Origin of the sequence: Streptomyces sp. ISL-12 (assembly GCF_018614415.1) — a bacterium.
Lineage (GTDB): Bacteria > Actinomycetota > Actinomycetes > Streptomycetales > Streptomycetaceae > Streptomyces.
Genome location: NZ_JAGGOO010000081.1, coordinates 41977 through 65990, shown reverse-complemented (window position 1 = coordinate 65990; position 24014 = coordinate 41977). Strand labels below are relative to the sequence as shown.

Genomic DNA, 24014 nt, shown 5'->3' with positions numbered 1-24014 from the left:
CCCGCAGTCGCGTACGGCGGGAAGGGGACGGGGTGGGGGGTGTCCGCCCGCAGCGGTTGGCGCGTCGACCCGGGTAAGCCCCGTAGGAGACCGATTCCGCGCCGTTCCGAGGACGGACACCCCCCACCCCGGCCCCGCCCCACCCGCACACGACTGGGCGCTACGCGCCCCCCCACCGGAGCCGCGGCCGAGCCGCAGGCGTCCCCCGTCTCGGATCAGAGTGACGCGCCGTACCCGATCAGCCCGACCAGGGCGACCAGCGTGTCGATCGCGCCCAGAGTCACGGCGATGACGGCCTGGAGCGGGCGGGAGCCCGCCCAGGTCCGGTCCATGGCGAGCCAGCCGCAGACGATCGCCGCAGGGCCGAGGATGATCCCCAGCACGAAGAACCCGGCGACCGCGCAGATGACCCCGATGATCCCGAGCGTCGCGCGATCCGGCCCGCTCCCTGACCACGTCCGGCCACGTGAGCGAGGGTGCCCGCGCGTTCCTTGTCCGAAGCTCGCCATCATCAACTCCCTGAACCCTTGCCTGAGTTCGGGTCCATTTCGGGTTCGATGAGCGAGTACCCCCGATGAGACGGCCAATCCCCCCGGCGAGGCGCTGCCCGCGCGCTGCCCCCCTCCAGCAGCGCGCCGCAGAGAACCTGACCCACTGTGACCTGCGGCGCCCGCTGGAAGGGAGGGGTTCACCGCAATCGTCACTCTGATGAGCGAACCACGGACCGAAGAGGCGGACCGACGGCCCGTCAGATGTGGCCGACGCCCGCGCCCGCCTCCGCGTTCTCCCCCCGCTTCGTCAGGAAGGCCACGAACACCGCCACCACCGCGACCCCCGCCGCGGTCAGCGACGCCAGGCTCATCCCGGAGATGAACGTGTCGTGCGCGACGTCCGCGATCTTCTCGGCGATCGGCGCCGGGGTCCCCTCCGGCACCGGAGCGATCCCCTGCTGGACCCCCTCCGCGGCCTGGTCCAGCTGGGCCGGCGTGAGCTGCGGCAGCCCCGCGTCCGCCCAGTTGCCCGCGAAGTCGTTGTCCACCTTGGAGGCCATCACCGCGCCTAGCACCGCCGTACCGAGGCTGCCGCCGATCTGCATCGCCGCCTGCTGGAGACCGCCGGCCACACCGGACAGCTCCAGCGGCGCGTTGCCGACGATGACCTCGGTCGCGCCGACCATGACCGGCGCCAGGCCCAGCCCCAGCAGGGCGAACCAGATCGACATCGCCAGGCTGCCGGTGTCCGTCTCCAGCGTCGACATGCCGTACATCGCGATCGCGGTGAGTGCCATACCGCCGGCCAGCGGCACCCGCGGCCCGAACTTGGTGATCATCGCGCCCGCCGCCGGCGAGCCGACGATCATCATCGCGGTCAGCGGCAGCAGATGCAGACCGGCGTCGACCGGGCTCATCCCGTGCACGTTCTGCAGGTAGAAGGTGACGAAGAACAGGCCGCCCATGAACGCGATCGCCATCAGCACCATCAGCACGACACCGGCCGACAGCGGCACCGAGCGGAACATGGCCAGCGGGATCAACGGTTCCTTGACCCTGGTCTCCCAGAAGGAGAAGAGCCCGAAGCCGACCACCGACACCACGATGAACAGCCAGGTCTTCCCGTCGCCCCAGCCCCACTCGGGAGCCTTGATGAGCGCCCACACCAGGCAGAACATCGAGGCCGACAGCAGCACGATGCCGACGATGTCGAAGGAGCGCGGCGCGTTCTCGGCCCGGTGGTCCAGCAGGATCAGTACGCCGAGCACCAGCGCGAGCACGCCCACCGGCACGTTGATGAAGAACACGGACTGCCAGTTGACGTGCTCGACCAGCACGCCGCCCAGGATCGGCCCGCCCGCCGTGGACGCGCCGATGACCATGCCCCAGATGCCGATGGCCATGTTGAGCTTCTCGGCCGGGAAGGTCGCCCGCAGCAGCCCCAGCGCGGCCGGCATCAGCAGCGCGCCGAACAGACCCTGGAAGACCCGGAAGACGATGACCGCGCCGATGCTGCCGGACAGCCCGATCGCCCCGGAGGACACGGCGAAGCCCGCCACGCCGATCAGGAAGGTCTGCCGGTGGCCGAAGCGGTCGCCGAGCTTGCCCGCGGTGATCAGGGTGACCGCGAGAGCGAGGAAGTACGCGTTGGTGATCCATTGCAGCTCGGACCAGCTCGCGCCGAGGTCCTTGCCGATGGCGGGGTTGGCGATGGCCACGATGGTGCCGTCGAGGGCCACCATCATGACGCCGACGGCGACGGTGATGAGCGTGGCCCACGGGTGGCCGCGCAGCCCCTTGGCCGGCCCGGCGTCCGACGGCCCCCGGTCCCCCGGCCCCGTCGTCTCGATGGTCTGACTAGTCATACATTCGAGGCTAGTGACAGCCACTGACAATTGACAAACAGATTCACAAGTCGGTAACTGACAGGACACTCCCCTATAGCCTGAACTGGGGGAAGTGTTGAAGGAGAGTCCATTTGAGATCGCTGCGCGAACGCAAGAAGCAGCGCACCCGGGACGCCCTGCTGCGGGCCGCCCTCGACCTGTTCACCGAGCAGGGCTACGAGGAGACGACCGTCGACGACATCGCCGCGGCCGTCGACGTCTCGCAGCGCACCTTCTTCCGTTACTTCGCCAGCAAGCAGGACGTGGCGTTCTACGTGGCCCGCCTCGCCGAGTCGAGCTTCGTCGAGGCGGTGCGCGCCCGCCCGGCGGGCGAGGCGCCGCTGGACGCGCTGCGCCAGGCCCTGACGGAGAGCTGGGACGGTATCGGCGAGGCCATCGAGCAGCTCGTCCCGCTCGACGTGCACCTGCGCTTCTACCAGGTGATCGAGTCGACGCCCGCCCTGCTCGCCGCCCATCTGCACCGGGCCACGGAGCTGGAGGAGCAGATCGCGCGGGTGATCGCCGAGCGCGAGGGCCTGGACGTGGACGCGGACCCGCGGCCCCGCGTGGTGGTGGCCGCCTTCGGCGCGGTGATGCGGGTGACGGAGCGGACCTGGACGACACGCGGCGACGCCAGCCTCACGGCCCTGCGCACCCTGACCGACACCCACCTGGACCAGCTCGAACCGGCGCTGACGGGGAACTGGCGCACGACCTGATCCCCGTATGGTGTGATCGAAACGTGATCCGCGTCACTTGATACACCCGAGACCGTCTCGTTCTCCTAGTGTGTCCTCCCAGTGACTTCTTTCGACACCTCCCCGCAACTCAATGTCTGGCGGGCGCTGCTCGCGCTGGCCGTGGTGTTCGTCATGCTGGCCACCACCGGCTGGACCGCCCTGCGCAACCAGCGGGAGGCGACGCCGCTCCAGGCATCGGTCACCGCGTGGGAGCGCGGCAGCCTCGACGGGCACCGGCTGCCGGACACCGGCACCGGCCCCGTCCGCCTCGCGCGCTTCTTCGCCTCGCTCACCGAGGCCCAGCGCTCCTCCCTGGCCCGCCGCTACCCGCTCGCCGTCGGCAACATGAACGGCGCCCCCGTGGCCCTGCGCTACAGAGCCAACCGGGCCGCGCTCGAAACGGCCCGGACCCAGGAGCGGCGGCGCCTGCACGACAGCCGGCTCTCCCCCGCCGGACAGCGCGAGGCGGCGGCCCGCATGCACCGGTACGAGGAGCTGCTGCGCCCCGGCCGGCACATCCTCGCCTTCGACCCGGACGGCTCCGGCCGCGTCGCCGAGGTGTTCGGCAGCCTGGACCGCGCCGAGCGGATCTCCGTCGTCGTCCCCGGCTCCGACACCGACCTGCTCACCTTCCAGCGCACCGAGCGCGCGTACACCGCGCCGGTCGGCATGGCCAAGGCCCTGTACCGGGCCGAGCGCGCGGCCCGCCCGGCGACCCGTACGGCGGTCATCGCCTGGGCCGACTACACCGCGCCCAGCGGCCTGGGCGTGGACGCGGCCACCGCGCCGCTCGCCGCGGACGGCGCGGTCCGGCTGGCCGCGCTGGTGCGCGCGCTGCCCGGGAAGACGCCGGTCTCCCTCTTCTGCCACAGCTACGGCTCGGTGGTCTGCGGCCTGGCGGCGGCCCGGTCACTGCCCGGCCGGGTCGCCGACGTCGCGGTGGCCGGCAGCCCCGGCATGCGGGTGGAGAGCGCCGCCCGGCTGGGCACCTCGGCCCGGGTGTGGGCGATGCGGGACGCCGACGACTGGATCCAGAGCGTGCCGTACCTGGAGTGGGGCGGGCTCGGGCACGGCGCCGATCCGGTGTCCGCCGCGTTCGGGGCGCGCGTGCTGTCGGCGCGGGGTGCCGAGGGGCACAGCGGCTACTTCGTCCCGGGGACGGCGAGCCTGGCCAACTTCGCGCGGATCGGAGTTGGCGCGTACCGCTCGGTGGACTGCGCCGGCGAATCCGGAAGCTGCCGGACCGGTTTGTCCGCGGCCGTTACGGCCGGACGCGCGTAGAGACGACGGAAACCGCGGTCTACGCGGGGATAGGACGCGACAGCCGGTGCCGCATACGATGAGCCGCATGGGTGACGTACTGGCCGGATTTCATGCCGCCTGGGAGTTCGGGTCCGACTCCGTGCTCATCCGCTACGAACGGGGGATTCGAACACCGAAGCTCTTCCAGGTACTGGGGGAACGCCGCGTCCCCCTCGCCGCCGTCGCGGGCGTGACGCTGACGCCCGGCAGACGCGGCACGGTCGTCCTGCGCATCGAACCCCGCGCGGGCGCCGACCCGCTGATGGAGGCGGCGGCGGGGCAGCTGAAGGAGTCGTCCGACCCGTACCGGCTGGTGCTGCCGGCCGAGCGGGAGATGCTCGCCGAGTACTACGCCGACGAGCTGCGGGCACGGCTGCCCGGCGCCGGCGCCGCTCCCGCCGAGGAGTACCTGGTGGCGGCGCCCGACGCGCCGCTGCACTTCAAGGCGTACGACGCGAAGGCGTCCTTCGACGGGAACACGGTGTCGTTCCGGTGGTTCTGGACCGGGGCGTCGTCGGCGAAGTGGAAGGCCGGCGACCAGACCTTCCCGGTCGCCGGCCTCAGCGGGGTGGAGTGGCGCTCCCCCGAGGTCCTCGAGGGCTACCTGCGCCTGGAGCGCCGCGACGGCGAACCGGCGCCCGCACAGGCCGACCAGGACCCGGCGTCCGTGGTGTTCGGCCTGGGCTACGGGGCGGTGCACGAGTCGCTGCCGTTCGCCGCGGCGGTGCTGGCGGCGGTGCGCAGGGCCGGTCCGGTGGCGGTACCGGCCGCCACGGCGCCGGCCCGCCGCGACCCCGCCGACATCGCCGAGCGCATCCGGCACCTCGGGGAACTGCACCAGGCGGGTCTGGTCACGGACGAGGAGTTCTCCGTGAAGAAGGCGGAGCTGCTGGCCCAGCTCTAACTCCCGGCCCCCTCGTAGAAGCTGATCTTCAGGTCGAGGACGGAAAGCGTGTCCTGGAGTTCCGCGATCCGGGTGAGGACGTCGCGCCGGGTCGCCTCCAGCAGGTCGCGGCGGGCGCGGTAGGTGCCGTCGCCCTCGCGCACCAGTTCGGCGTACCGGACCATGTCGGCGACCGGCATGCCGGTCAGCCGGAGCTTGCCGACGAAGTCGAGCCAGTCCAGGTCGCGGTTGCGGTAGCGGCGCTGGCCGGTGTGCGAGCGGTCGATGTGCGACATCAGGCCGATCCGCTCGTACCAGCGCAGGGTGTGCGCGGTCAGGCCGGTGTGGGCGACGACCTCGCTGATGGTGTAGTGGTCCTGGCCGTCGGGGCGCGGGTGGCGCCGGGGTCCCGAGGAGCAGGTGCCGGTGCGGGTGGTGTCCGGCCGGGAGGCCGGGGCCGTGGTCTGCATCACCGTCATGACGCCCACGCTATGACCTTGGAGTGCGCTCCAGGCAAGCCGCGCGGCGGAAAATCGCCGGACACGGCACGGGGAGGATCACTACCGTCTGGGGCATGAGTCTCGTACGCCGTGCCGTGCCCGAGGACGCCGGGGAAGTACTGCGCCTGCGTCAGGTGATGATCGACTCGATGGCGGCGGGGCCGGGCGACGCAGGCTGGCACGCCGAGTCGCTGCCGACGCTGCGCGGCCGACTGGCCGACCCGGACGGGGACTTCGCCGCGTTCGTCGTCGACCACCCGGAGCGGCCGGGGGCGCTGGCCGCGCTGGTGGCCGGGACGCTGGAGTACCGCATCGGACGGGCCGGCAACCCGCACGGACTGATCGGCCACGTCTTCAGCGTCGCCACCGACCCGGACGCCCGGCGCCGCGGGTACGCGCGCGCGTGCATGACGGAACTGCTGGAGTGGTTCCGGGAGCGGGGTGTCCGTCAGGTCGACCTGAACGCCTCCGCCGACGCCGAGCCGCTGTACGCCTCGCTCGGCTTCGTCCGCAAGCCGGACCCCTCGATGCGGCTCCGGTTCTGAGCCGCCTAGGCTCGACGCCATGTCGCTGAAGAGCCTCGCGTTGATCGAGAACTGGCCGGTTCCCACCGCCGCGGCGGGTGTCGTACGGGCGGACGGCACCGTGCTGGGCACCCACGGCCCCGTGGGGCGGCCCTTCCCGCTGGCCTCGGTCACCAAGCCGCTCGCCGCCTACGCGGCCCTCGTCGCCTACGAGGAGGGGGCGATCGAGCTGGACGAGCCCGCCGGCCCGCCCGGGTCGACGGTGCGGCACCTGCTCGCGCACACCTCCGGGCTCGCCTTCGACGAGCACCGCGTGACCGCGTCCCCCGGGGAGCGGCGGCTGTACTCCAACGCCGGTTTCGAGCAGCTCGGCGACCACATCGCCAAGGCCACCGACATCCCGTTCGCCGAGTACGCCCGGCAGGCGGTCCTCGCCCCGCTCGGCATGACGTCCACGACGCTCGACGGCTCCCCCGCGAAGGACGGCGTCTCCACCGTCGAGGACCTGCTGCGCTTCGCCGCCGAGGTGCAGGCGCCGCGGCTGCTGGACCCGCGTACCGTCGCCGAGGCGATGACCGTGCAGTACCCGGGCGTGAAGGGCGTGCTGCCGGGCTACGGCCACCAGAACCCCAACGACTGGGGCCTCGGCTTCGAGATCCGCGACGGCAAGTCCCCGCACTGGACCGGTTCCGCGTCCTCGCCGCGCACCTTCGGGCACTTCGGGCAGTCGGGTACGTTCCTGTGGATCGACCCGGACGCGGGGCTGGCCTGCGCGGCGCTCACCGACCGGGCGTTCGGACCGTGGGCGGTCGAGGTGTGGCCGCCGTTCACGGACGCGGTGCTCGCCGACAGGGGCTGATCCGGAGCTGATCCGGAGCTGATCCGGGGGGTGATTCGGGAGTGATTCTCCCGTTCCCCGGCGAAACCGCTCCGGCTTCCAGCACATTGAGTACATGAGCGGTTACGCAGACAGAGCGCCGGGTTACCTGACCTTCCGGGTCGCCCCGCAGGACGGCCCCATCGCGGCGTTCGCCGAGCAGGAGGCGTGGGAGGCGCGGGAGCGGTACCCCGAGCTGCTGGGGGTGGGCCTCGGGGAGTTCTTCCACGCGCGTGAGCTGGACACCGGCGGCTGGGAGCTCTCCGAGTACGGCAACGACACCCCGCAGGGCGCCCGGGACTCCCTGGGGTCCCACTTCCGGATGCGGGCCAAGGCGGCCGAGGAGGCCGGGGACGCGAAGTCCCAGAAGACGTGGATGTCGGGGACCCTGCGCATGGACCGGGAGGTCGTCGACGACCTCCGGGTCCACGGGGAGCACTTCCGCATCGTCCGGGCCGCGAAGTTCGTCCGGCTGGGCAACGCCGGGCCCGAGCCGCCCCGCCCCTCCGACCCCGACCCGGCGGAGGTCGGCGAGGGCTACCGCGAGCCGCGGCGCACCAAGGGCTTCGTCGTCGACCCGTACACCAGCACCGGGCTCGCCGACAGCCTGCTGAGGCTGGACCTCGTGCAGTTCGTCGGACCCGGCCCCGGCGCGCCGGAGGACGTACGCCGGGACGCGCGGCGGGCGGCCCGCGACTACCCGGGCGGGGTGCTGCTGCCGGCCGTGTTCATGGTCGCCGAGCGGACGGACGGGGAGTGGCAGTCGCACAACCCCGGCGCCTCGCACTCCACTCCGCAGGGCGCGCGCGACGCCCTCGCCGGGTGGCTGCGGGTCATGGCGCCGTTCACGCTGCGGCTGTCGGACGAGAAGAAGGCGGAGTACGCGCGGGCCGCCGACAAGCTGGACGAGAAACGCGGCAACAGCCTCAGCGTGGACGGGACGCGGTTCCGTGTCACCCGGGTCGAGCGGCTGGTGCGGATCGGCCCCGACGGGCCGGAGGGCCCCCGGCCCAGCGACTACGACCCGGAACCGCCGATCGAGGTCCACACGCGGCAGCTGAAGGAACAAGGGCTGTGGGAGGACGACGAGGACGAGCCGGTCGAACTCGACGAACGCACCCGTGAGCTGCAGGCCCTGTGGGAGGCGGAGGAGGAGCGCCGCGCGGCGGTCAAGGAGCGGAAGGCGCGGCAGCGGCGCGGCTGAGTCAGGCCGCCATCTCCCACAGCAGCAGCTCCGCCTCCGTCCCGCCCGCCGCCTCCAGGCCCTTCGCCCCGGTGACCCGCGCCGCGTCGCCGGGGCCCAGCTCGGCCCCGTCCAGCAGCACCGTGCCGCGCACGACGTGGACGTACACGTACGCCCCGTCCGGCACCGCCGTCCGCTCCCCCGCCGTCAGCCGCCGTACGTGCAGCATGGCGCCGGCTGCGGGGAGGGCGTACGGCGTGGAGTCGGCGATGCCGCGGACGATCTCGTAGGAGGGTGTGCCGCCGGGCTCGCGCGGGGCCAGCCACATCTGCACGAAGGTCAGTGGCCGCGGGCCGTCGTTGCGCTCCACGTGCCGTACGCCGCCCGCGGCGCTCAGCCGCTGCACGTCCCCGGCGCGGACGACCGTCTCCCGGCCGGTGCTGTCCCGGTGGGTCAGCTCGCCCTCGACCACCCAGGTCACGATCTCGGTGTGGCTGTGCGGGTGCTCGTCGAAGCCGGCGCCGGGCGCGAGCCGTTCCTCGTTGCAGGCGATCAGGGCGCCGAAGCGGAGGTTGTCCGGGTCGTAGTGGGGCCCGAAGGAGAAGGCGTGCCGCGACTCGATTCCGGCCGCCGGGTCACCTCCCGGGTAGCGCTCGTCGGCGCGGCGTACGTCCATCACACCGTCCACCGTAGACCCGACGGCACAGGTGCCCGTCCCGATAAGGCAGTCTTGTCCCCGTGCCCGAACCCGAAGCCAGCAGGCCCCCCGCAGCGCGTCCCGCCCATCCGCACTCCGCGACCCTGAAGCGGCTGGAGCAGTCCGCCGGGTCGCTCGCCGCGCAGGCGATCACGCGGATGGACGAGACCCTGCCGTGGTACCGGGCCATGCCGCCGGAGAACCGGTCCTGGATCGGGCTGGTCGCCCAGGCGGGCATCGCCGCGTTCACCGAGTGGTTCCGGCGGCCGGACACCCCGCAGGCCATCTCCACCGACGTCTTCGGGACCGCGCCGCGCGAGCTGACCCGGGCGATCACGCTGCGGCAGACCGTGGAGATGGTGCGGACCACGATCGAGGTGATGGAGTCCGCGATCGACGAGGTGGCCGCGCCCGGCGACGAGTCCGTGCTGCGCGAGGCGCTGCTCGTGTACGCCCGGGAGATCGCCTTCGCCACCGCCCAGGTCTACGCGCAGGCCGCCGAGGCACGCGGTGCCTGGGACGCGCGCCTGGAGTCGCTGGTGGTGAACGCGGTGCTCAGCGGGGAGGCCGACGAGGGGGCCGTGTCGCGGGCCGCCGCCCTCGGGTGGAACTCCCCCGAGCACGTGTGCGTGGTGCTGGGCACGGCGCCCGACGGTGACTCCGAGCTGACCGTGGAGGCGATCCGGCGGGCGGCGCGGTACGCCAAGCTCCAGGTGCTGACCGGGGTGCTCGGCGACCGGCTGGTGGTGATCGCGGGCGGCAGCGACAATCCGCTCGCCGTCGCCAAGTCGCTGATCGGGCCGTTCGCGCAGGGGGCGGTCGTGGCCGGTCCCGTCGTGCCCGATCTGCTCGCCGCGACCCGGTCCGCGCAGGCCGCCGCGGCCGGGCTGAAAGCGGGCTCGGCCTGGCCGGACGCCCCGCGCCCGGTGCTGGCGGACGATCTGCTCCCGGAGCGCGCGATGGCCGGGGACCCCGCGGCCCGCGAGCAGCTGGTGGAGGAGATCTACAGACCGCTGGAGGAAGCCGGCGCGGCGCTGCTGGAGACGCTCAGCGTCTATCTCGAACAGGCGAGCAGCCTCGAAGGGGCCGCCCGGATGCTGTTCGTTCACCCCAACACCGTGCGCTACCGGCTCCGACGTGTGACTGATGTCACCGGCTGGTCACCCTCCGATGTACGATCCGCGTTCACCCTGCGGATCGCGCTGATCCTGGGGCGTCTGGCCGATGGAGATCCACAACCCTAGTCTTTTGTAGGGGGTCGACAAAACCCCTTCACGTTCTTCGTCCCTGTCCCCACGGGCGGCCACGCCCGTCCCCAAGAGAGAGTGTGAGAGTGCTCGTACTCGTCGCTCCCGGCCAGGGTGCCCAGACGCCCGGCTTCCTGACTGACTGGCTCCAGCTCCCCGGCGCCGCCGACCGCGTCGCCGCGTGGTCGGACACCATCGGCCTCGACCTCGCCCACTACGGCACCGAGGCCGACGCCGACGCGATCCGTGACACGGCCGTCGCCCAGCCGCTGCTGGTCGCCGCCGGTCTGCTCTCGGCCTCGGCACTCGGCGCCGTCTCCGATATCGCCCCGGGCGCGGTCGCGGGCCACAGCGTCGGCGAGATCACCGCCGCGGCCTTCGCGGGCGTCCTGGACGACACCGCCGCGCTGACCCTCGTACGCAAGCGGGGCCTGGCCATGGCCGAGGCCGCCGCCACCGTCGAGACCGGGATGTCCGCGCTGCTCGGCGGCGACCCCGAGGTGAGCGTGGCGCACCTGGAGAAGCTCGGCCTGACCCCGGCCAACGTCAACGGCGCCGGTCAGATCGTCGCCGCCGGAACGATGCGGCAGCTCGCCGCGCTCGCCGAGGACAAGCCGGAGGGCGTCCGCAAGGTCGTCCCGCTGAAGGTGGCCGGCGCCTTCCACACGCACCACATGGCACCCGCGGTCGACGTGCTCGCCGCGGCCGCCAAGGAGCTGTCCCCCGCCGACCCCGCCGTTCCCTACGTCTCCAACAAGGACGGCCGGACCGTCGCCGCCGGCGCCGAGGTGCTCGACCGGCTGGTCGGCCAGGTCGCCAACCCGGTCCGCTGGGACCTGTGCATGGAGACGTTCAAGGAGCTGGGTGTCACCGCCCTGATCGAGGTGTGCCCCGGCGGCACGCTCACCGGGCTGGCCAAGCGCGCGCTGCCCGGCGTGAAGACGCTGGCCCTCAAGTCCCCCGCCGACCTCGACGCCGCCCGCGATCTGATCGCGGAACACGGTGCGTGAGAAGGAGCCCGAGAGCATGTCGAAGATCAAGCCAAGCAAGGGAGCCCCGTACGCGCGCATCCTCGGTGTCGGCGGCTACCGCCCGACCCGGGTGGTGCCCAACGAGGTGATCCTGGAGAAGATCGACTCGTCCGACGAGTGGATCCGCTCCCGCTCCGGCATCGAGACCCGGCACTGGGCGGGCCCCGAGGAGACCGTCGCCGCGATGTCGATCGAGGCGTCCGGCAAGGCGATCGCGGACGCGGGGATCGACGCCCGCCAGATCGGTGCCGTCGTCGTGTCGACCGTGTCGCACTTCTCCCAGACCCCGGCCATCGCCACCGCCATCGCCGACCAGCTGGGCACGGACAAGGCCGCCGCGTTCGACATCTCGGCGGGCTGCGCGGGCTTCGGCTACGGGCTGACGCTGGCCAAGGGCATGATCGTCGAGGGTTCGGCAGAGTACGTACTTGTCATCGGCGTCGAGCGGCTCAGCGACCTGACCGACCTGGAGGACCGGGCCACCGCGTTCCTCTTCGGCGACGGCGCGGGCGCGGTCGTGGTCGGCCCCTCGCAGGAGCCGGCGATCGGCCCGACGGTCTGGGGGTCGGAGGGCGACAAGTCGGAGACGATCAAGCAGACCGTGTCCTGGGACCGGTTCAGGATCGGCGATGTCGCCGAACTGCCCCTCGACAGCGAGGGCCACGTGAAGTTCCCCGCGATCACGCAGGAAGGCCAGGCGGTGTTCCGCTGGGCCGTGTTCGAGATGGCGAAGGTCGCCCAGCAGGCCCTGGACGCCGCCGGAATCACCTCGGACGAACTGGACGTCTTCATCCCGCATCAGGCCAACGTGCGGATCATCGACTCGATGGTGAAGACGCTGAAGCTGCCGGAGCACGTCACGGTCGCCCGTGACATCCGCACCACCGGCAACACCTCGGCCGCCTCGATCCCGCTCGCGATGGAGCGGCTCCTGGCGACCGGCGAGGCGAAGAGCGGCGACACCGCACTCGTCATCGGCTTCGGGGCGGGTCTCGTCTACGCCGCGACGGTCGTTACTCTCCCCTAGGCACTCCGTGCCGGATCATTCATGAGTCCGGTGCGGAACGCACCGCCACACCCTTACGGAACACAACGAAGGAGCGCCCTCATGGCCGCCACTCAGGAAGAGATCGTCGCCGGTCTCGCGGAGATCGTGAACGAGATCGCCGGCATCCCGGTCGAGGACGTCGAGCTGGACAAGTCGTTCACCGACGACCTGGACGTCGACTCGCTGTCCATGGTCGAGGTCGTCGTCGCCGCCGAAGAGCGCTTCGACGTCAAGATCCCCGACGAGGACGTCAAGAACCTCAAGACGGTCGGCGACGCGACCGAGTACATCCTCAAGCACCAGGGCTGATCCGCCGATCACTGCCTTGGGCTGATGCCCCGCCACCCGGCGGTGGCGCCGTTCGAATCCTCGTATCTGGAGAATGAATTCCCGTGAGCTCGACCAATCGCACCGTGGTCGTCACCGGTATCGGCGCAACCACACCGCTGGGTGGCGACGCAGCTTCCACCTGGGAGGGCCTGGTGGCCGGCAAGTCCGGTGTCAAGCCGCTCGACCAGGAGTGGGCCGCCGACCAGGCGGTCCGTATCGCGGCCCCGGTGGCCGTGGAGCCGACCGAGACCATCCCGCGGCCGCAGGCCCGCCGCCTGGACCGTTCGGCGCAGTTCGCGCTGATCGCGGCGCAGGAGGCGTGGAAGGACGCCGGTTTCGACGCCAAGGCCGGTGAGGGCGCGGACGTCGACCCCGACCGGCTGGGCGCGGTCGTCGCCTCCGGCATCGGCGGGGTGACGACGCTGCTCGACCAGTACGACGTGCTGAAGGAGAAGGGCGTCCGCCGGGTCTCCCCGCACACCGTGCCGATGCTGATGCCGAACGGCCCGTCCGCCAACGTCGGCCTCGCCGTGGGCGCCCGGGCGGGCGTGCACACCCCGGTCTCCGCCTGCGCGTCGGGCGCGGAGGCCATCGGCTACGCCATCGAGATGATCCGCACCGGCCGTGCCGACATCGTCGTGGCCGGCGGCACGGAGGCGGCGATCCACCCGCTGCCCATCGCCGCGTTCGGCAACATGATGGCGATGTCCAAGAACAACGACGACCCGCAGGGCGCGTCCCGTCCCTTCGACACGGGGCGCGACGGCTTCGTCCTCGGTGAGGGCGCGGGCGTCATCGTCCTGGAGTCCGCCGAGCACGCCGCGGCGCGCGGCGCCCGTGTGTACGCGGAGGCGGTCGGCCAGGGCATCTCCGCCGACAGCCACGACATCGTGCAGCCGGAGCCGGAGGGGCGCGGTATCTCCCACGCCCTGCAGAACCTGCTGGACCGCACCGACCTGGACCCGGCGGAGATCGTGCACGTCAACGCGCACGCCACGTCGACGCCGGCCGGTGACATCGCCGAACTGAAGGCGCTGCGGAAGGTGTTCGGGGACGACGCGGACCACATGGCCGTCTCCGCCACGAAGTCGATGACCGGGCATCTGCTCGGCGGTGCGGGCGGTGTCGAGACGGTCGCGACCGTGCTCGCGCTGTACCACCGGGTGGCTCCGCCGACGATCAATGTGACCGACCTCGACCCCGAGGCCGCCGCCAACGCGGACATCGTGCGGGGGGAGGCGCGGAAGCTGCCCGTGGACGGGCGGATCGCCGCGTTGAACGACTCGTTCGGGTTCGGGGGGCACAACGTGGTGCTGGCGTTCCGGACGGTGTGACGCAGCGCCGTGAGTTGTGATGGCCCGGGCCCTTGAGAGAGGGTCCGGGCCATCGCCGTTTCGGTGTGTGTCGTGTGCCGGGTGCGGGCCGGATGTGGCTGGTCGCGCCCACGCGGCGGAGCCGCAGATCGAAACAGTCCCGCGCCCCTACGGGGCGCTGCGGTCAGACCACCTGGTGCAGCCACCGCACCGGGGCGCCCTCGCCCGCGTACCTGAACGGCTCCAGTTCGTCGTCCCAGGGCTTGCCCAGGAGGCGAGCCAGGTCGGATGCCAGGTCCGTCTCGCCGCGCTGGGAGCGTTGCAGGGCGGCGCGCAGGCGGTCCTCGGGGATGAGGATGTCGCCGTGGATGCCGGTGACGGCGTGGAAGATGCCGAGGTCGGGGGTGCAGCTGTAGCGCTCGCCCTCGTGGGAGGCGCCCGGCTCGGCGGTGACCTCGAAGCGCAGCAGCTGCCAGCCGCGCAGCGCGGAGGCCAGCTTGGAGGCGATGCCGGCCTGGCCCTGCCAGGAGAACTCCGAGCGCCAGGTGCCGGGGGCGGCGGGCTGCCGGATCCAGTCAAGGCTGACGCGCGTGCCGAGTACGCCCGCGACGGCCCACTCGACGTGGGGGCAGAGCGCGCGCGGAGCGGAGTGCACGTACAGAACTCCACGTGTCGTCACCGGAACCTCCGGGCAGAGCGGGACATCTCAGGCGGGCGGAACGGCAGCGGCCCGGTGGGCCGTGTTGAGGGCGAGGCTACCGTGCGGTGGCGTGCGGAGTGTGACGTACCGTCGGTCCCGGCAGCGGGAAACCTCCGCCATTCACCCGGCAGGACGCTTGTGCGGGTGTGAGACGTTGCTTCGCGGGCCCCGGGAACCCTGGCGCGGTGTCATGGGTTGGAGCTGTGGGAGATCGTGGCGGCACGACGAGGGATGGGACGCGGGCATGGGACAGGGGACGTACCGGGGCGGGCGGGGCCGCCGGCGTACGCGGGCCGTGCTCGCCGTCCTCGTCGCGGCCGTGCTGGGGGCCGGCGCGTGTGACTCCGGCGGCTCCGCCGAGTCCGGCGGGTCGCCGTCCCCGACTCCGACGCCCGTGTGGGACACCTCCCCGGAGTCGGTCGCGGCGGTGGGCGACTCCATCACCCGGGGGTTCGACGCCTGTACGGTCCTGTCGGACTGTCCGGAGGTGTCGTGGGCGACGGGCGACAGCGCCGAGGTCGGCAGTCTCGCCGTACGGCTGCTGGGGAAGAAGGGGGCGGCCGGGCGGAGCTGGAACCACGCGGTGACCGGGGCCCGGATGGCGGATCTGGCCGGGCAGGTGACCCGGGCGGCGAAGCACCGGCCGGAGCTGGTGACGGTGATGGTGGGGGCCAACGACGCCTGCCGGGCGAGTACGGCGGCGATGACGCCGGTGGCGGAGTTCCGGGAGCAGTTCGAGGAGGCGATGCGGACGCTGCGCGCGGAGCTGCCCAAGGCGCAGGTGTACGTGTCGAGCATCCCGGACCTGAAGCGGCTGTGGTCGCAGGGGCGGACCAGCGCGCTGGGCAAGCAGGTGTGGAAGCTGGGGATCTGCCCGTCGATGCTGGGGGACGCGGACGCGGTGGACGCGGCGGCGACCTCGCGGCGGGCGGCCGTGGCGCAGCGGGTGGAGGACTACAACGCGGTGCTGGCCGAGGTGTGCGCGGCGGACGAGCGGTGCCGGACCGACGGGGGTGCCGTGTACGACTACCGGTTCGGGACCGGGCAGTTGAGTCACTGGGACTGGTTCCATCCGAGCGTGGACGGGCAGGCCCGGCTGGCGGCGATCGCCTACCGGGCGGTCACGGCGCGGGAGTCCTGATCTCACCGTGTCTTAGAGTTCGCACATGAACGAACTCTTCGGAACACTTCCGGACAGCACCCCGGTGCACCGCTGGACCCTGGAGCGGGCGGGCGTGCGGGTACGGGTCCTGTCGTACGGCGGGATCGTGCAGTCGGCCGAGGTCCCCGACCGGGACGGGCGGAGCGACGACGTGGTGCTGGGGTTCGACGACCTGGAGGGCTATCTGACGCATCCGGGGCCCTACTTCGGCGCCCTGGTCGGGCGGTACGCCAACCGGATCGCGGGCGGGCGCTTCACGCTGGACGGCGAGACGTACGCGCTGGCGCGCAACAACTGGCCGAACACGCTGCACGGCGGTGAGCGCGGCTTCGACAAGTACGTGTGGGACGCGGCGCCCGTCGAGCACGGGGTGCGGCTGCGCCGGGTCAGTCCGCACGGCGAGGAGGGCTTCCCGGGCCGGCTGGAGCTGTCGGCGACGTACACGCTGGACGGGTCGGGGGCGCTGCGGATCGCGTACGAGGCGGTCACGGACGCGCCGACGGTGGTGAACCTGACCAACCACAGCTACTTCCACCTGGGCGGCCGGGGCGCCGGTCACGCGGGCGGGCACGAGCTGCGGATCGCCGCCTCGCGGATCACGCCGGTGGACGCGGACCTGATCCCGACGGGCGAGCTGGCGGACGTGGACGGGACCCGTTTCGACTTCCGTGAGGCGCGGAAGGCCGGGTCGGGGTACGACCACAACTTCGTGCTGGACAAGGGGGTGACGGCGGCGGCCGAGGAGGTCGCGGAGCTGTACGACCCGGCGTCCGGACGGGTGCTGACGGTGGCGACCACCGAGCCCGGGCTCCAGCTGTACACCGCCGACCACCTGTCGGAGCCGTTCGCGCCCGGGGACGGGATCGCGCTGGAGACCCAGCACTTCCCCGACTCGCCGAACCGGCCGGCCTTCCCGAGCACCGTGCTGGCGCCGGGCGAGGTGTTCCGGTCGGAGACGGTGTACGGGTTCTCCGCGCGCTGAGGCACGGCGGACAGGACTGAGCCCCGGCCCGGTCGTCAGGTCCGGGCCGGGGCTGTCCCGGGAGGCCGCTCGTCAGGTGAGCGGCCTCGGTCTCAGACGGTAATCGGCGCGGTGATCCGGCGGTCGGCGATCGAGCGCCCGGCCTGGAGTTCGTACGAACCCTTCACAAACGACCAGGTGCCCGCCGCCTCGTCCCAGACCTCGAAGGCGCGGCGGGGCAGTTCGACGGTGACCTCGGCGCGTTCGCCGGGGGCGGCCTCGACGCCGGCGAATCCGGCCAGCCAGCGGGCCGGGCGGGTGGGGTCGGGCTGCGCGGGGGCCAGGTAGAGCTGGACGACCTCGCGGCCGGGGCGGTCGCCGGTGTTGCGCAGGCGGACCCGCACGGTGGTGCCGGTGACCTGGAGGGACTCGTAGGTCCAGTCGGTGTAGCCGAGGCCGTGGCCGAAGGGGTAGGCGGGGGTGCGGCTTTCCCGTTCCCAGGCGCGGTAGCCGATGAAGACGTCCTCGGTGTAAGGGAGTTCGCCGTTCTCGGGGACGACCTGGGTGACCGGGGCGTCGGCCAGGGAGCCCCAGGTGGTGGGGAGCCGGCCGCCCGGTTCGTGGGCGCCGGTCAGTACGTCGGCGAGCGCGGCGCCGCCCTCCTGGCCGGGGAACCAGCTCAGCAGCACGGCGGCGACCTCGTCCCGCCAGGGCAGTTCGACCGGGGAGCCGGCGTTGACCACCACGACGGTGTTCGGGTTGGCGGCGGCGACGGCGCGGACCAGGTCGTCCTGGCGGCCGGGGAGCTTCAGGTCGGTGCGGTCGAAGCCCTCGGACTCGACGCGTTCGGTGGTGGCGACGACGACCACGGCGGTGTCGGCACCCCGGGCGGTCTCGACGGCCTCGGCGATCAGCTCGTCGGGGTCGCGTACGGGTTCGGCGTGGCACAGGGAGAAGGTGATGACCTTCATCGGCATGTCGTCGGGGAGGTCGACGACGTACCGCAGGCTGACCTCGACCGGCTGCCCGGCGGTCAGCTCCACCTCGGCGCGGGGCTCGGGGGCGCCGAAGAAGGACAGGAAGGGGTCGTCCTTGACGGGGCGCTGCACGTCGTCGAAGTGGGTGGTGCCGTCGACGGTGAGGGTGAAGGCGCCCAGGCCCTTGATGCCGAAGGTGTGGGTGCCGGTCTCGCGCGGGGTGAAGGTGCCGGTGAGGTCGACGGTGTGCAGGGCCTCGTGGGTGACGCCCTCGGGCAGGTCGGAGCCCATCCACTGGACGTGGCCGTCGGGGGCGTTGGCGGTGCCGATGACCCGGCCGTCGGTGTCGTGGCAGACGGTGCGCAGGGCGAAGCCCTTGCCGGCGACGGCGAGTTCGGTGTTCGGGTCGGCGCCGACGGCGTAGCGGAGGGTGCCCTCGGGGAGGGCGGCGGTGAGGCCGTCGAGCGGGGAGACGACGTGCGCGGGGAAGACGGTGGCGGAGCCGCCGCCGAGGACGCGGGCGTCGCGGGCGGCGGCGCCGATGAGGGCGACGGTGCCGGGCCGCAGGGGAAGCGCCCCGCCCTCGTTGCGGACCAGGACGAAGGAGCGGCGGGCGATCTCACGGGCGAGGGCGGCGCCGTCCACCGGGGCCGGGGGCTCGGGGACGACCGGTTCGGCGCCCTGGAGGACGCCGACGCGGGCGGCGAGCCGCAGCACGTTGCGCACGGCCGCGTCGACCTTCGCCTCCTCGACCCGGCCGTCGCGTACGGCCTGCGCGAGGGCCTCGCCGTAGACGGTCCCGGGGCCGGGCATCGCGACGTCCAGGCCGCCGTCGATGGCGCCGGTGGTGGAGCGGGCGGCGGTCCAGTCGGAGACGTTGAAGCCGTCGAAGCCCCACTCGCCGCGCAGGATCTCTTCGACCAGCCTGTGGTGCTCGGTCATGGTCGGCCCGTTGACCGAGTTGTAGGCGGTCATGATGCCCCAGGGGTGGGCGTCGGCGACGATCGCCTCGAAGGGGGCCAGGTACAGCTCGCGCAGGGCGCGTTCGGAGACCAGGTTGTTCACGGTGAAGCGGTCGGTCTCGGCGTCGTTGGCGACGAAGTGCTTCACGGTGGTGCCGACGCCGCCGGACTGGACGCCGGTGACATAGCCGGTGCCGATCCGGCCGGTGAGGTACGGGTCCTCGCTGTACGCCTCGAAGTGCCGGCCGCCGAGCGGGGAGCGGTGCAGGTTGACGGTCGGGGCGAGCAGCACGTGGACGCCCTTGCGGCGGGCCTCCTGGGCCAGCAGCACCCCGGCGCGGCGGGCCAGCTCCGGGTCCCAGGAGGCGGCCAGCGCGGTCGGGGAGGGCAGCGCCACGGAGGGGTCGTCGGCGCTCCAGCGCACCCCCCGGACGCCGATCGGGCCGTCGGACATCACCAGGGAGGCGAGGCCGATCTCCGGGAACGCGGGCAGGGTCCACATGTCCTGCCCGGCCAGCAGCCGTGTCTTCGCCTCCAGGTCGAGCTTGCCGAGGGCGGCCTCGACGGCCGCCTCCCGAGCCTCGGTCTCCACCGCTGTCTCAGCCACCGCGGCACCTCCTCGTCGAAAGCCGTTCGGACGTCCTCATCCTGCACCCGGCACCTGGTGATCGGTAGGTTTCGTTACCTTGTCGTTATATGGTGACCGTTCGTATGACGTACGGTGACGCCATGACGACCAGGGCCAGGAGCGCGGACCGGCGCGCGGAGATCCTGCGGGCCGCCGTCGAGGTCATCGCCGAGCGGGGGTACCGGGGCGCGAGCCTGGCCGCCGTGGCCGAGCGGGTCGGGCTCACCCAGCAGGGGCTGATGCACCACTTCCCGAACAAGGAGGCGCTGCTGGTCGCGGTCCTGGAGGAACGGGACCGCTGGGACGCCCTGCCCGCCGACGGCCTGCGCCTGGATCTGCTCGCCTCGCTGGTCGAGTACAACGCGATGCGGCCGGGCATCGTCCAGACCTTCTCCGCGCTGCTCGGGGAGAGCGTGACGGAGGGGCATCCGGCGCGTGCGTACTTCGCCGAGCGGTACGGCCGGGTGCGCGGCTCGATGGCGGAGCTGCTGCGCGCGGAGTACGGCGACCGGCTGCCGAGCGGGCTGGCCCCGGAGCGGGCGGCGCCGCTCATGGTGGCGGTGCTGGACGGGTTGCAGTACCAGTGGCTGCTGGACCCGGAGTCGGTGGACATGCCGGGGGCGTTCCGGGACTTCCTGACGCTGCTGGGCGAGTCGTGAGGCGCGTCCGGCAGCGTCAGGCGCCGTAGCGCGCGTCACTTCCGTCACGCGATACTGCCGCCGTCCGGCGGACCCGCCCGAGGGCGGCCGTATGGCGTGACGGAAGGACCTGGATTCCCTTGACCGGCACAGGCGTTCGGATCGGTGTACTCTCCCTGGCCCTGGTGGCGGGGCTCTCGGCACCGGCGGCGGCGGACCCGGCGGCAGTCGGCTCGGCGGCAGTCGGCTCGGCGGCAGTCGGCTCGGCGGCAGTCGGCTCGGCGGCAGTCGGCTCGGCGGCAGTCGGCTCGGCGGCAGTCGGCTCGGCGGTCACCGTGGAGGAACAGCGGCTCGACCGGGCGGTGCCCCAGGAGATCCTGCGGCGGTCCGGATTCGACGCGGTGGCACCGGCGTTCGCCCGCGCCCTCGGCCGCGCGGACTCTTACGCCGAGGCCCGCCGTACGGTCCTGCGGCAGGGGTCGGCGCTGTGGGAGCGGGCGGTGGACCGGGCGCGGGGGCGGGGTCCGGCGCGCGGGGACCTGGCGCGGGACGACGACCGGCCGCTGTACTGGGCGCGGCTCGGCATGACGCGGGAACTGCGGGGGTGGGAGCCGGAGTCCGGGCTGCCGTCCCGTCAGCGGGCGGCGCTGCTGGAGGACCTGGAGCGGACCTCGCGGGGGCAGGAGGACATCCGGCTGCCGGGCGGCGGGGGTGGCGTGCGGCGGGTCCTGGTCACCGGGTTCGACCCGTTCACGCTGGACCGGGACATCCGTATCTCCAACCCGTCGGGGGCGTCCGCGCTGGCGCTGGACGGTGCGGTGATCCAGACCGACCGGGGGCCGGCCCGGGTGGAGACGGCGGTGTTCCCGGTGCGCTGGGACGACTTCGCGGGCGGTGAGGTGGAGCGGGCGCTGCGGCCGTACCTGCCGCGCGTCGACCTGTTCGCGACGGTGAGCCAGGGGCGGGTGGGCCGGTTCGACGTGGAGCGGACCAACGGGGCCTGGCGTGGCGGCTTCGCGGACAACGAGAACGTCTCGCGGACGGGGGTCGTGCCGGTGTCCGACCCGGCCGGCCAGCCGCAGTGGACGACGACCACCCTGCCGTACCGGGAGATCGTGGCGGCGGACACCGGGCGGTTCCCGGTGTACGACAACACCAGCGTGACCGAGGTCCCGGCGGGCGGCACCGAGCCCGTGGTGCGGCCGGACGGGCCCACGCCCGGGTCGGCGGCGCGGGCCGGGGGCGGCGGGGACTACCTGTCCAACGAGATCGCCTACCGGGCGACGCTGCTGCGCGACCGGCTGGGGCTGCGCGGCGAGCTGCCCGGCGGGCATGTGCACACGCCGGTGCTCCAGTTCGGCGCCGGGAACACCACCGAGGTCACGGACGCCGACTTCGTACGCGACCGGCGCGACATCGTGGCGCAGGTGCGGGCGATCGTGTCGGTGGCGGTCAGTGCGTCGGCGGAACGGGCGCGGAGCTGACGGCGGCGGTCTCCTCGTCGCCGTCGCGGGTCTGTTCGCCCAGCAGTTCGCGGGCGAGGAGGGTGGCTCCGGCGACCGCGCCCGGCATCAGGAACACCGCGACGACGGGGACCAGGAAGGCCAGGCCCAGCGGGGTGCCGAAGCCCCACACCAGCGTCTTGCGGGAGCGCAGCAGGGCGAGGCGGTCACGGAGGACGACGCCGCGGCGCTGGAGGGCGACGGAGGTCAGTTCCTCGGTGAGGAAGAAGCCGGTGACGAAGAAGCCGATCACGGGGACGACCGTCTGGCCGACGACCGGGATGAAGCCGAGCGCGAAGAGGAGCACGCCCCAGATCGCGGCGCGGACGACGATACGGAGGCTGTCACGGCCGGAGATCCACAGCTCCCGCCAGAGCGGCAGGTCGGACTCGGGGGCGGTGCCGTCCGGGGAGACGTCCCGGTCGACCCGCTCGGACAGGCTCTCGTAGAAGGGCTGGCCGATCAGCAGGGTCACCGCGGTGAAGGTGAGGACGGCCAGGAGCAGGGCGAGGGCGAACAGGACGGCGGTGAGGAAGCCGCGGAAGAGGCCGGGCCAGGGGCTGGACCAGTCGTCGGCGAAGGGGGTGGCCCAGGCGACGAAGTCCGCGCCCCACAGGGCGAGCGCCACCAGGGCCGCCAGGTACAGGACCAGGGTGATCAGTCCCGGCAGCAGCCCGAAACCGTAGCTCTTGCCGTGCCGGGCCACCCAGCGCTGGCCCTTCAGGAGATGACCGAATCCCGCCCCAAGATCACGCATGGGCGCACTCTATCGGGCGGGGGGCCGCGGGTGCATGGGCGCTGGGGCCCGGGGGTCAGTGGCCTCCGGTGAGCTGTCCGGTGAGCCGCTCGCGCATGGCGGCGCTGGGCTCGTTGAGGCCGGTGACGGTGACCTTCTTGCCGCGTTCGGCGTACTTGGTCTCGATGGCGTCCAGCGCGGCGACCGAGGAGGCGTCCCAGATGTGGGTGCCGGAGAGGTCGATGACCACGTCGTCCGGGTCGTTCTTGTAGTCGAACTGGTGGACGAGGTCGTTGGACGAGGCGAAGAAGAGCTCGCCGGTGACCGAGTAGACGACCTGCTGGCCGTCGGGGTCGACCACGCCGGACACCTGGGCCAGGTGGGCGACGCGCTTGGCGAAGACGGTCATCGCGGTGAGGGAGCCGACGACGACGCCGATGGCCAGGTTGTCGGTGGCGACCACCACGACGACGGTGACGACCATGACGGTCGTCTCGCCCAGCGGCATCCGCTTGAGGGTCTTCGGCCGGACCGAGTGCCAGTCGAAGGTGCCCACCGACACCATCACCATGACGGCGACCAGGGCGGCCATCGGAATGTCCGAGACGACGGGCCCGAAGGCGATGCACAGCACCATCAGGAACGACCCGGCGAGGAAGGTGGACAGGCGGGTGCGGGCGCCGGAGACCTTCACGTTGATCATGGTCTGGCCGATCATGGCGCAGCCGCCCATGCCGCCGAAGAAGCCGGTGACGATGTTGGCGATGCCCTGGCCGATGGACTCCCGGGTCTTGTCGGAGCGGGTGTCGGTGATGTCGTCGACCAGCTTGGCCGTCATCAGCGACTCCATCAAACCCACCAGCGCCATCGCGAGGGCGTAGGGGGCGATGGTGGTCAGGGTGTCGAGGGTGAACGGCACGTCGGGCAGGCCCGGCACCGGCAGGGAGGAGGGCAGGTCGCCCTTGTCGCCGACGGTCGGTACGGCGATGCCGGCGGCGACGGTGATCACGGTGAGGACGACGATGGAGACCAGCGGCGCCGGGACCACCTTGGTGACCTTGGGGAAGAACACCATCAGGGCGAGGCCGCCGATGATCAGCGGGTAGACGGCCCAGGGCACGTCGTGCATCTCCGGCACCTGCGCCATGAAGATCATGATCGCGAGGGCGTTGACGAAGCCCACCATGACGCTGCGCGGCACGAACCGCATCAGCTTGGCGACCCCGAGCGCACCGAGGACCACCTGGAAGACACCGGCGAGGATGACGGCGGCGACCAGGTAGCCGAGGCCGTGCTCGCGGTTGAGCGGGGCGATGACCAGGGCGACCGCGCCGGGGCGGCGGAGATCATCGCCTTGCGGCCGCCGACGACCGAGATCACGACCGCCATGGTGAACGAGGCGAACAGACCGATCGCGGGGTCGACGCCGGCGATGATCGAGAAGGAGATCGCCTCGGGGATCAGGGCGAGGGCGACGACCAGGCCGGCCAGCACCTCGGTGCGCAGCACCTTGGGCGAGGCGAGCCAGTCCGGCTTGGACAGGCGTGGCCTGGGGGTCTGGGACAGCGGTGAGGACATGCGACCGTTTCTGTTCAGGCGCACGTATCCACTTGCCGCTGGGCACTCGCGCGCGGTGTGCGTGACTCCGAGGGGGAATCCCCCGGGAAACCGTCCGGGGATTCGTCCGGGGGAATCG

General features: G+C 72.5%; 22 protein-coding genes and 1 pseudogene. 15 read left to right on the top strand and 8 right to left on the bottom strand.

The window, feature by feature from the left end:
- Positions 1–215 precede the first annotated feature (215 nt).
- Positions 216–512, bottom strand: a complete 297-nt coding sequence (locus J7I94_RS22870) for a small hydrophobic protein (protein ID WP_215169455.1) — start codon at positions 510–512, stop codon at positions 216–218.
- A gap of 236 nt (positions 513–748) precedes the next feature.
- On the bottom strand, positions 749–2356 hold the full coding sequence (locus J7I94_RS22865) for an MFS transporter (RefSeq protein ID WP_215169454.1): 1608 nt from the start codon (positions 2354–2356) through the stop codon (positions 749–751).
- Between the two features lie 113 nt (positions 2357–2469).
- On the opposite strand from J7I94_RS22865, the gene J7I94_RS22860 reads away from it, so the two are divergent.
- From J7I94_RS22860 to J7I94_RS22850, 3 genes are all read left to right on the top strand, one after another.
- Positions 2470–3096, top strand: coding sequence for a TetR family transcriptional regulator (locus J7I94_RS22860; RefSeq protein ID WP_215169452.1), 627 nt, complete (start codon positions 2470–2472; stop codon positions 3094–3096).
- Positions 3097–3177: 81 nt separating this feature from the next.
- Positions 3178–4398, top strand: coding sequence for an alpha/beta hydrolase (locus tag J7I94_RS22855; protein ID WP_215169450.1), 1221 nt, complete (start codon positions 3178–3180; stop codon positions 4396–4398).
- A 58-nt stretch (positions 4399–4456) separates the two neighbouring features.
- Positions 4457–5323: a DUF4429 domain-containing protein gene (locus J7I94_RS22850; RefSeq protein WP_215169448.1), complete on the top strand. Its 867-nt coding sequence runs from the start codon at positions 4457–4459 to the stop codon at positions 5321–5323.
- Here the strand turns inward: J7I94_RS22850 and J7I94_RS22845 are convergent.
- Positions 5320–5781: a MerR family transcriptional regulator gene (locus J7I94_RS22845; RefSeq protein WP_215169447.1), complete on the bottom strand. Its 462-nt coding sequence runs from the start codon at positions 5779–5781 to the stop codon at positions 5320–5322. The two genes, J7I94_RS22850 and J7I94_RS22845, sit on opposite strands and share 4 nt — an antisense overlap.
- A 95-nt stretch (positions 5782–5876) precedes the next feature.
- Between J7I94_RS22845 and J7I94_RS22840 the strand changes: the two genes are divergently transcribed.
- From J7I94_RS22840 to J7I94_RS22830, 3 genes are all read left to right on the top strand, one after another.
- Complete coding sequence (locus tag J7I94_RS22840; RefSeq protein WP_215169445.1) at positions 5877–6347, top strand: GNAT family N-acetyltransferase; 471 nt, start codon at positions 5877–5879, stop codon at positions 6345–6347.
- 19 nt (positions 6348–6366) lie between these two features.
- Positions 6367–7185, top strand: a complete 819-nt coding sequence (locus J7I94_RS22835) for a serine hydrolase (RefSeq protein ID WP_215169444.1) — start codon at positions 6367–6369, stop codon at positions 7183–7185.
- A gap of 94 nt (positions 7186–7279) precedes the next feature.
- Positions 7280–8407 carry a DUF5954 family protein gene (locus J7I94_RS22830; RefSeq protein WP_215169442.1) on the top strand — a complete coding sequence of 376 codons (1128 nt, stop codon included), beginning with the start codon at positions 7280–7282 and terminating at the stop codon, positions 8405–8407.
- A 1-nt stretch (position 8408) separates the two neighbouring features.
- On the opposite strand, the gene J7I94_RS22825 is transcribed toward J7I94_RS22830, so the two are convergent.
- On the bottom strand, positions 8409–9062 hold the full coding sequence (locus J7I94_RS22825; RefSeq protein ID WP_215169459.1) for a pirin family protein: 654 nt from the start codon (positions 9060–9062) through the stop codon (positions 8409–8411).
- A gap of 62 nt (positions 9063–9124) precedes the next feature.
- Between J7I94_RS22825 and fasR the strand changes: the two genes are divergently transcribed.
- The 5 genes from fasR to fabF all read left to right on the top strand — a co-directional run bounded on the left by fasR (position 9125) and on the right by fabF (position 14073).
- Complete coding sequence (gene fasR, locus J7I94_RS22820) at positions 9125–10327, top strand: fatty acid biosynthesis transcriptional regulator FasR (RefSeq protein WP_215169440.1); 1203 nt, start codon at positions 9125–9127, stop codon at positions 10325–10327.
- A gap of 89 nt (positions 10328–10416) precedes the next feature.
- Positions 10417–11340 (top strand): ACP S-malonyltransferase, encoded by a 924-nt coding sequence (locus J7I94_RS22815; RefSeq protein ID WP_215169438.1) that lies wholly within the window; start codon positions 10417–10419, stop codon positions 11338–11340.
- A gap of 16 nt (positions 11341–11356) precedes the next feature.
- On the top strand, positions 11357–12388 hold the full coding sequence (locus J7I94_RS22810; RefSeq protein WP_215169436.1) for a ketoacyl-ACP synthase III: 1032 nt from the start codon (positions 11357–11359) through the stop codon (positions 12386–12388).
- An 81-nt stretch (positions 12389–12469) separates the two neighbouring features.
- Positions 12470–12718, top strand: coding sequence for an acyl carrier protein (locus tag J7I94_RS22805; RefSeq protein WP_215169434.1), 249 nt, complete (start codon positions 12470–12472; stop codon positions 12716–12718).
- Between the two features lie 83 nt (positions 12719–12801).
- Positions 12802–14073: a beta-ketoacyl-ACP synthase II gene (gene fabF, locus J7I94_RS22800; protein ID WP_215169433.1), complete on the top strand. Its 1272-nt coding sequence runs from the start codon at positions 12802–12804 to the stop codon at positions 14071–14073.
- A gap of 163 nt (positions 14074–14236) precedes the next feature.
- Here fabF and J7I94_RS22795 read toward each other — a convergent pair whose 3' ends face one another.
- The gene (locus tag J7I94_RS22795) at positions 14237–14731 is read right to left on the bottom strand and encodes a DUF3145 domain-containing protein (RefSeq protein ID WP_215169431.1); all 495 of its coding nucleotides are present in this window, start codon (positions 14729–14731) and stop codon (positions 14237–14239) included.
- Between the two features lie 265 nt (positions 14732–14996).
- On the opposite strand from J7I94_RS22795, the gene J7I94_RS22790 reads away from it, so the two are divergent.
- Both J7I94_RS22790 and J7I94_RS22785 read left to right on the top strand, forming a co-directional pair.
- Positions 14997–15893: an SGNH/GDSL hydrolase family protein gene (locus tag J7I94_RS22790; protein ID WP_215169429.1), complete on the top strand. Its 897-nt coding sequence runs from the start codon at positions 14997–14999 to the stop codon at positions 15891–15893.
- A gap of 25 nt (positions 15894–15918) precedes the next feature.
- Positions 15919–16896: an aldose epimerase family protein gene (locus tag J7I94_RS22785; RefSeq protein ID WP_215169427.1), complete on the top strand. Its 978-nt coding sequence runs from the start codon at positions 15919–15921 to the stop codon at positions 16894–16896.
- Positions 16897–16988: 92 nt separating this feature from the next.
- On the opposite strand, the gene J7I94_RS22780 is transcribed toward J7I94_RS22785, so the two are convergent.
- Positions 16989–19421 carry a glycoside hydrolase family 3 C-terminal domain-containing protein gene (locus J7I94_RS22780; RefSeq protein ID WP_215169425.1) on the bottom strand — a complete coding sequence of 811 codons (2433 nt, stop codon included), beginning with the start codon at positions 19419–19421 and terminating at the stop codon, positions 16989–16991.
- A 104-nt stretch (positions 19422–19525) separates the two neighbouring features.
- Here J7I94_RS22780 and J7I94_RS22775 point away from each other — a divergent pair, with 104 nt between their 5' ends.
- Both J7I94_RS22775 and J7I94_RS22770 read left to right on the top strand, forming a co-directional pair.
- The gene (locus tag J7I94_RS22775) at positions 19526–20101 is read left to right on the top strand and encodes a TetR/AcrR family transcriptional regulator (RefSeq protein WP_215169423.1); all 576 of its coding nucleotides are present in this window, start codon (positions 19526–19528) and stop codon (positions 20099–20101) included.
- A 119-nt stretch (positions 20102–20220) separates the two neighbouring features.
- The gene (locus J7I94_RS22770; RefSeq protein ID WP_215169421.1) at positions 20221–21564 is read left to right on the top strand and encodes a pyroglutamyl peptidase; all 1344 of its coding nucleotides are present in this window, start codon (positions 20221–20223) and stop codon (positions 21562–21564) included.
- Here J7I94_RS22770 and J7I94_RS22765 read toward each other — a convergent pair.
- Both J7I94_RS22765 and J7I94_RS22760 read right to left on the bottom strand, forming a co-directional pair.
- Positions 21533–22339: an EI24 domain-containing protein gene (locus tag J7I94_RS22765; RefSeq protein ID WP_215169419.1), complete on the bottom strand. Its 807-nt coding sequence runs from the start codon at positions 22337–22339 to the stop codon at positions 21533–21535. The genes J7I94_RS22770 and J7I94_RS22765 overlap by 32 nt on opposite strands.
- A 55-nt stretch (positions 22340–22394) precedes the next feature.
- Positions 22395–23896, bottom strand: a pseudogene (locus J7I94_RS22760) (SulP family inorganic anion transporter).
- Positions 23897–24014 lie beyond the last annotated feature (118 nt).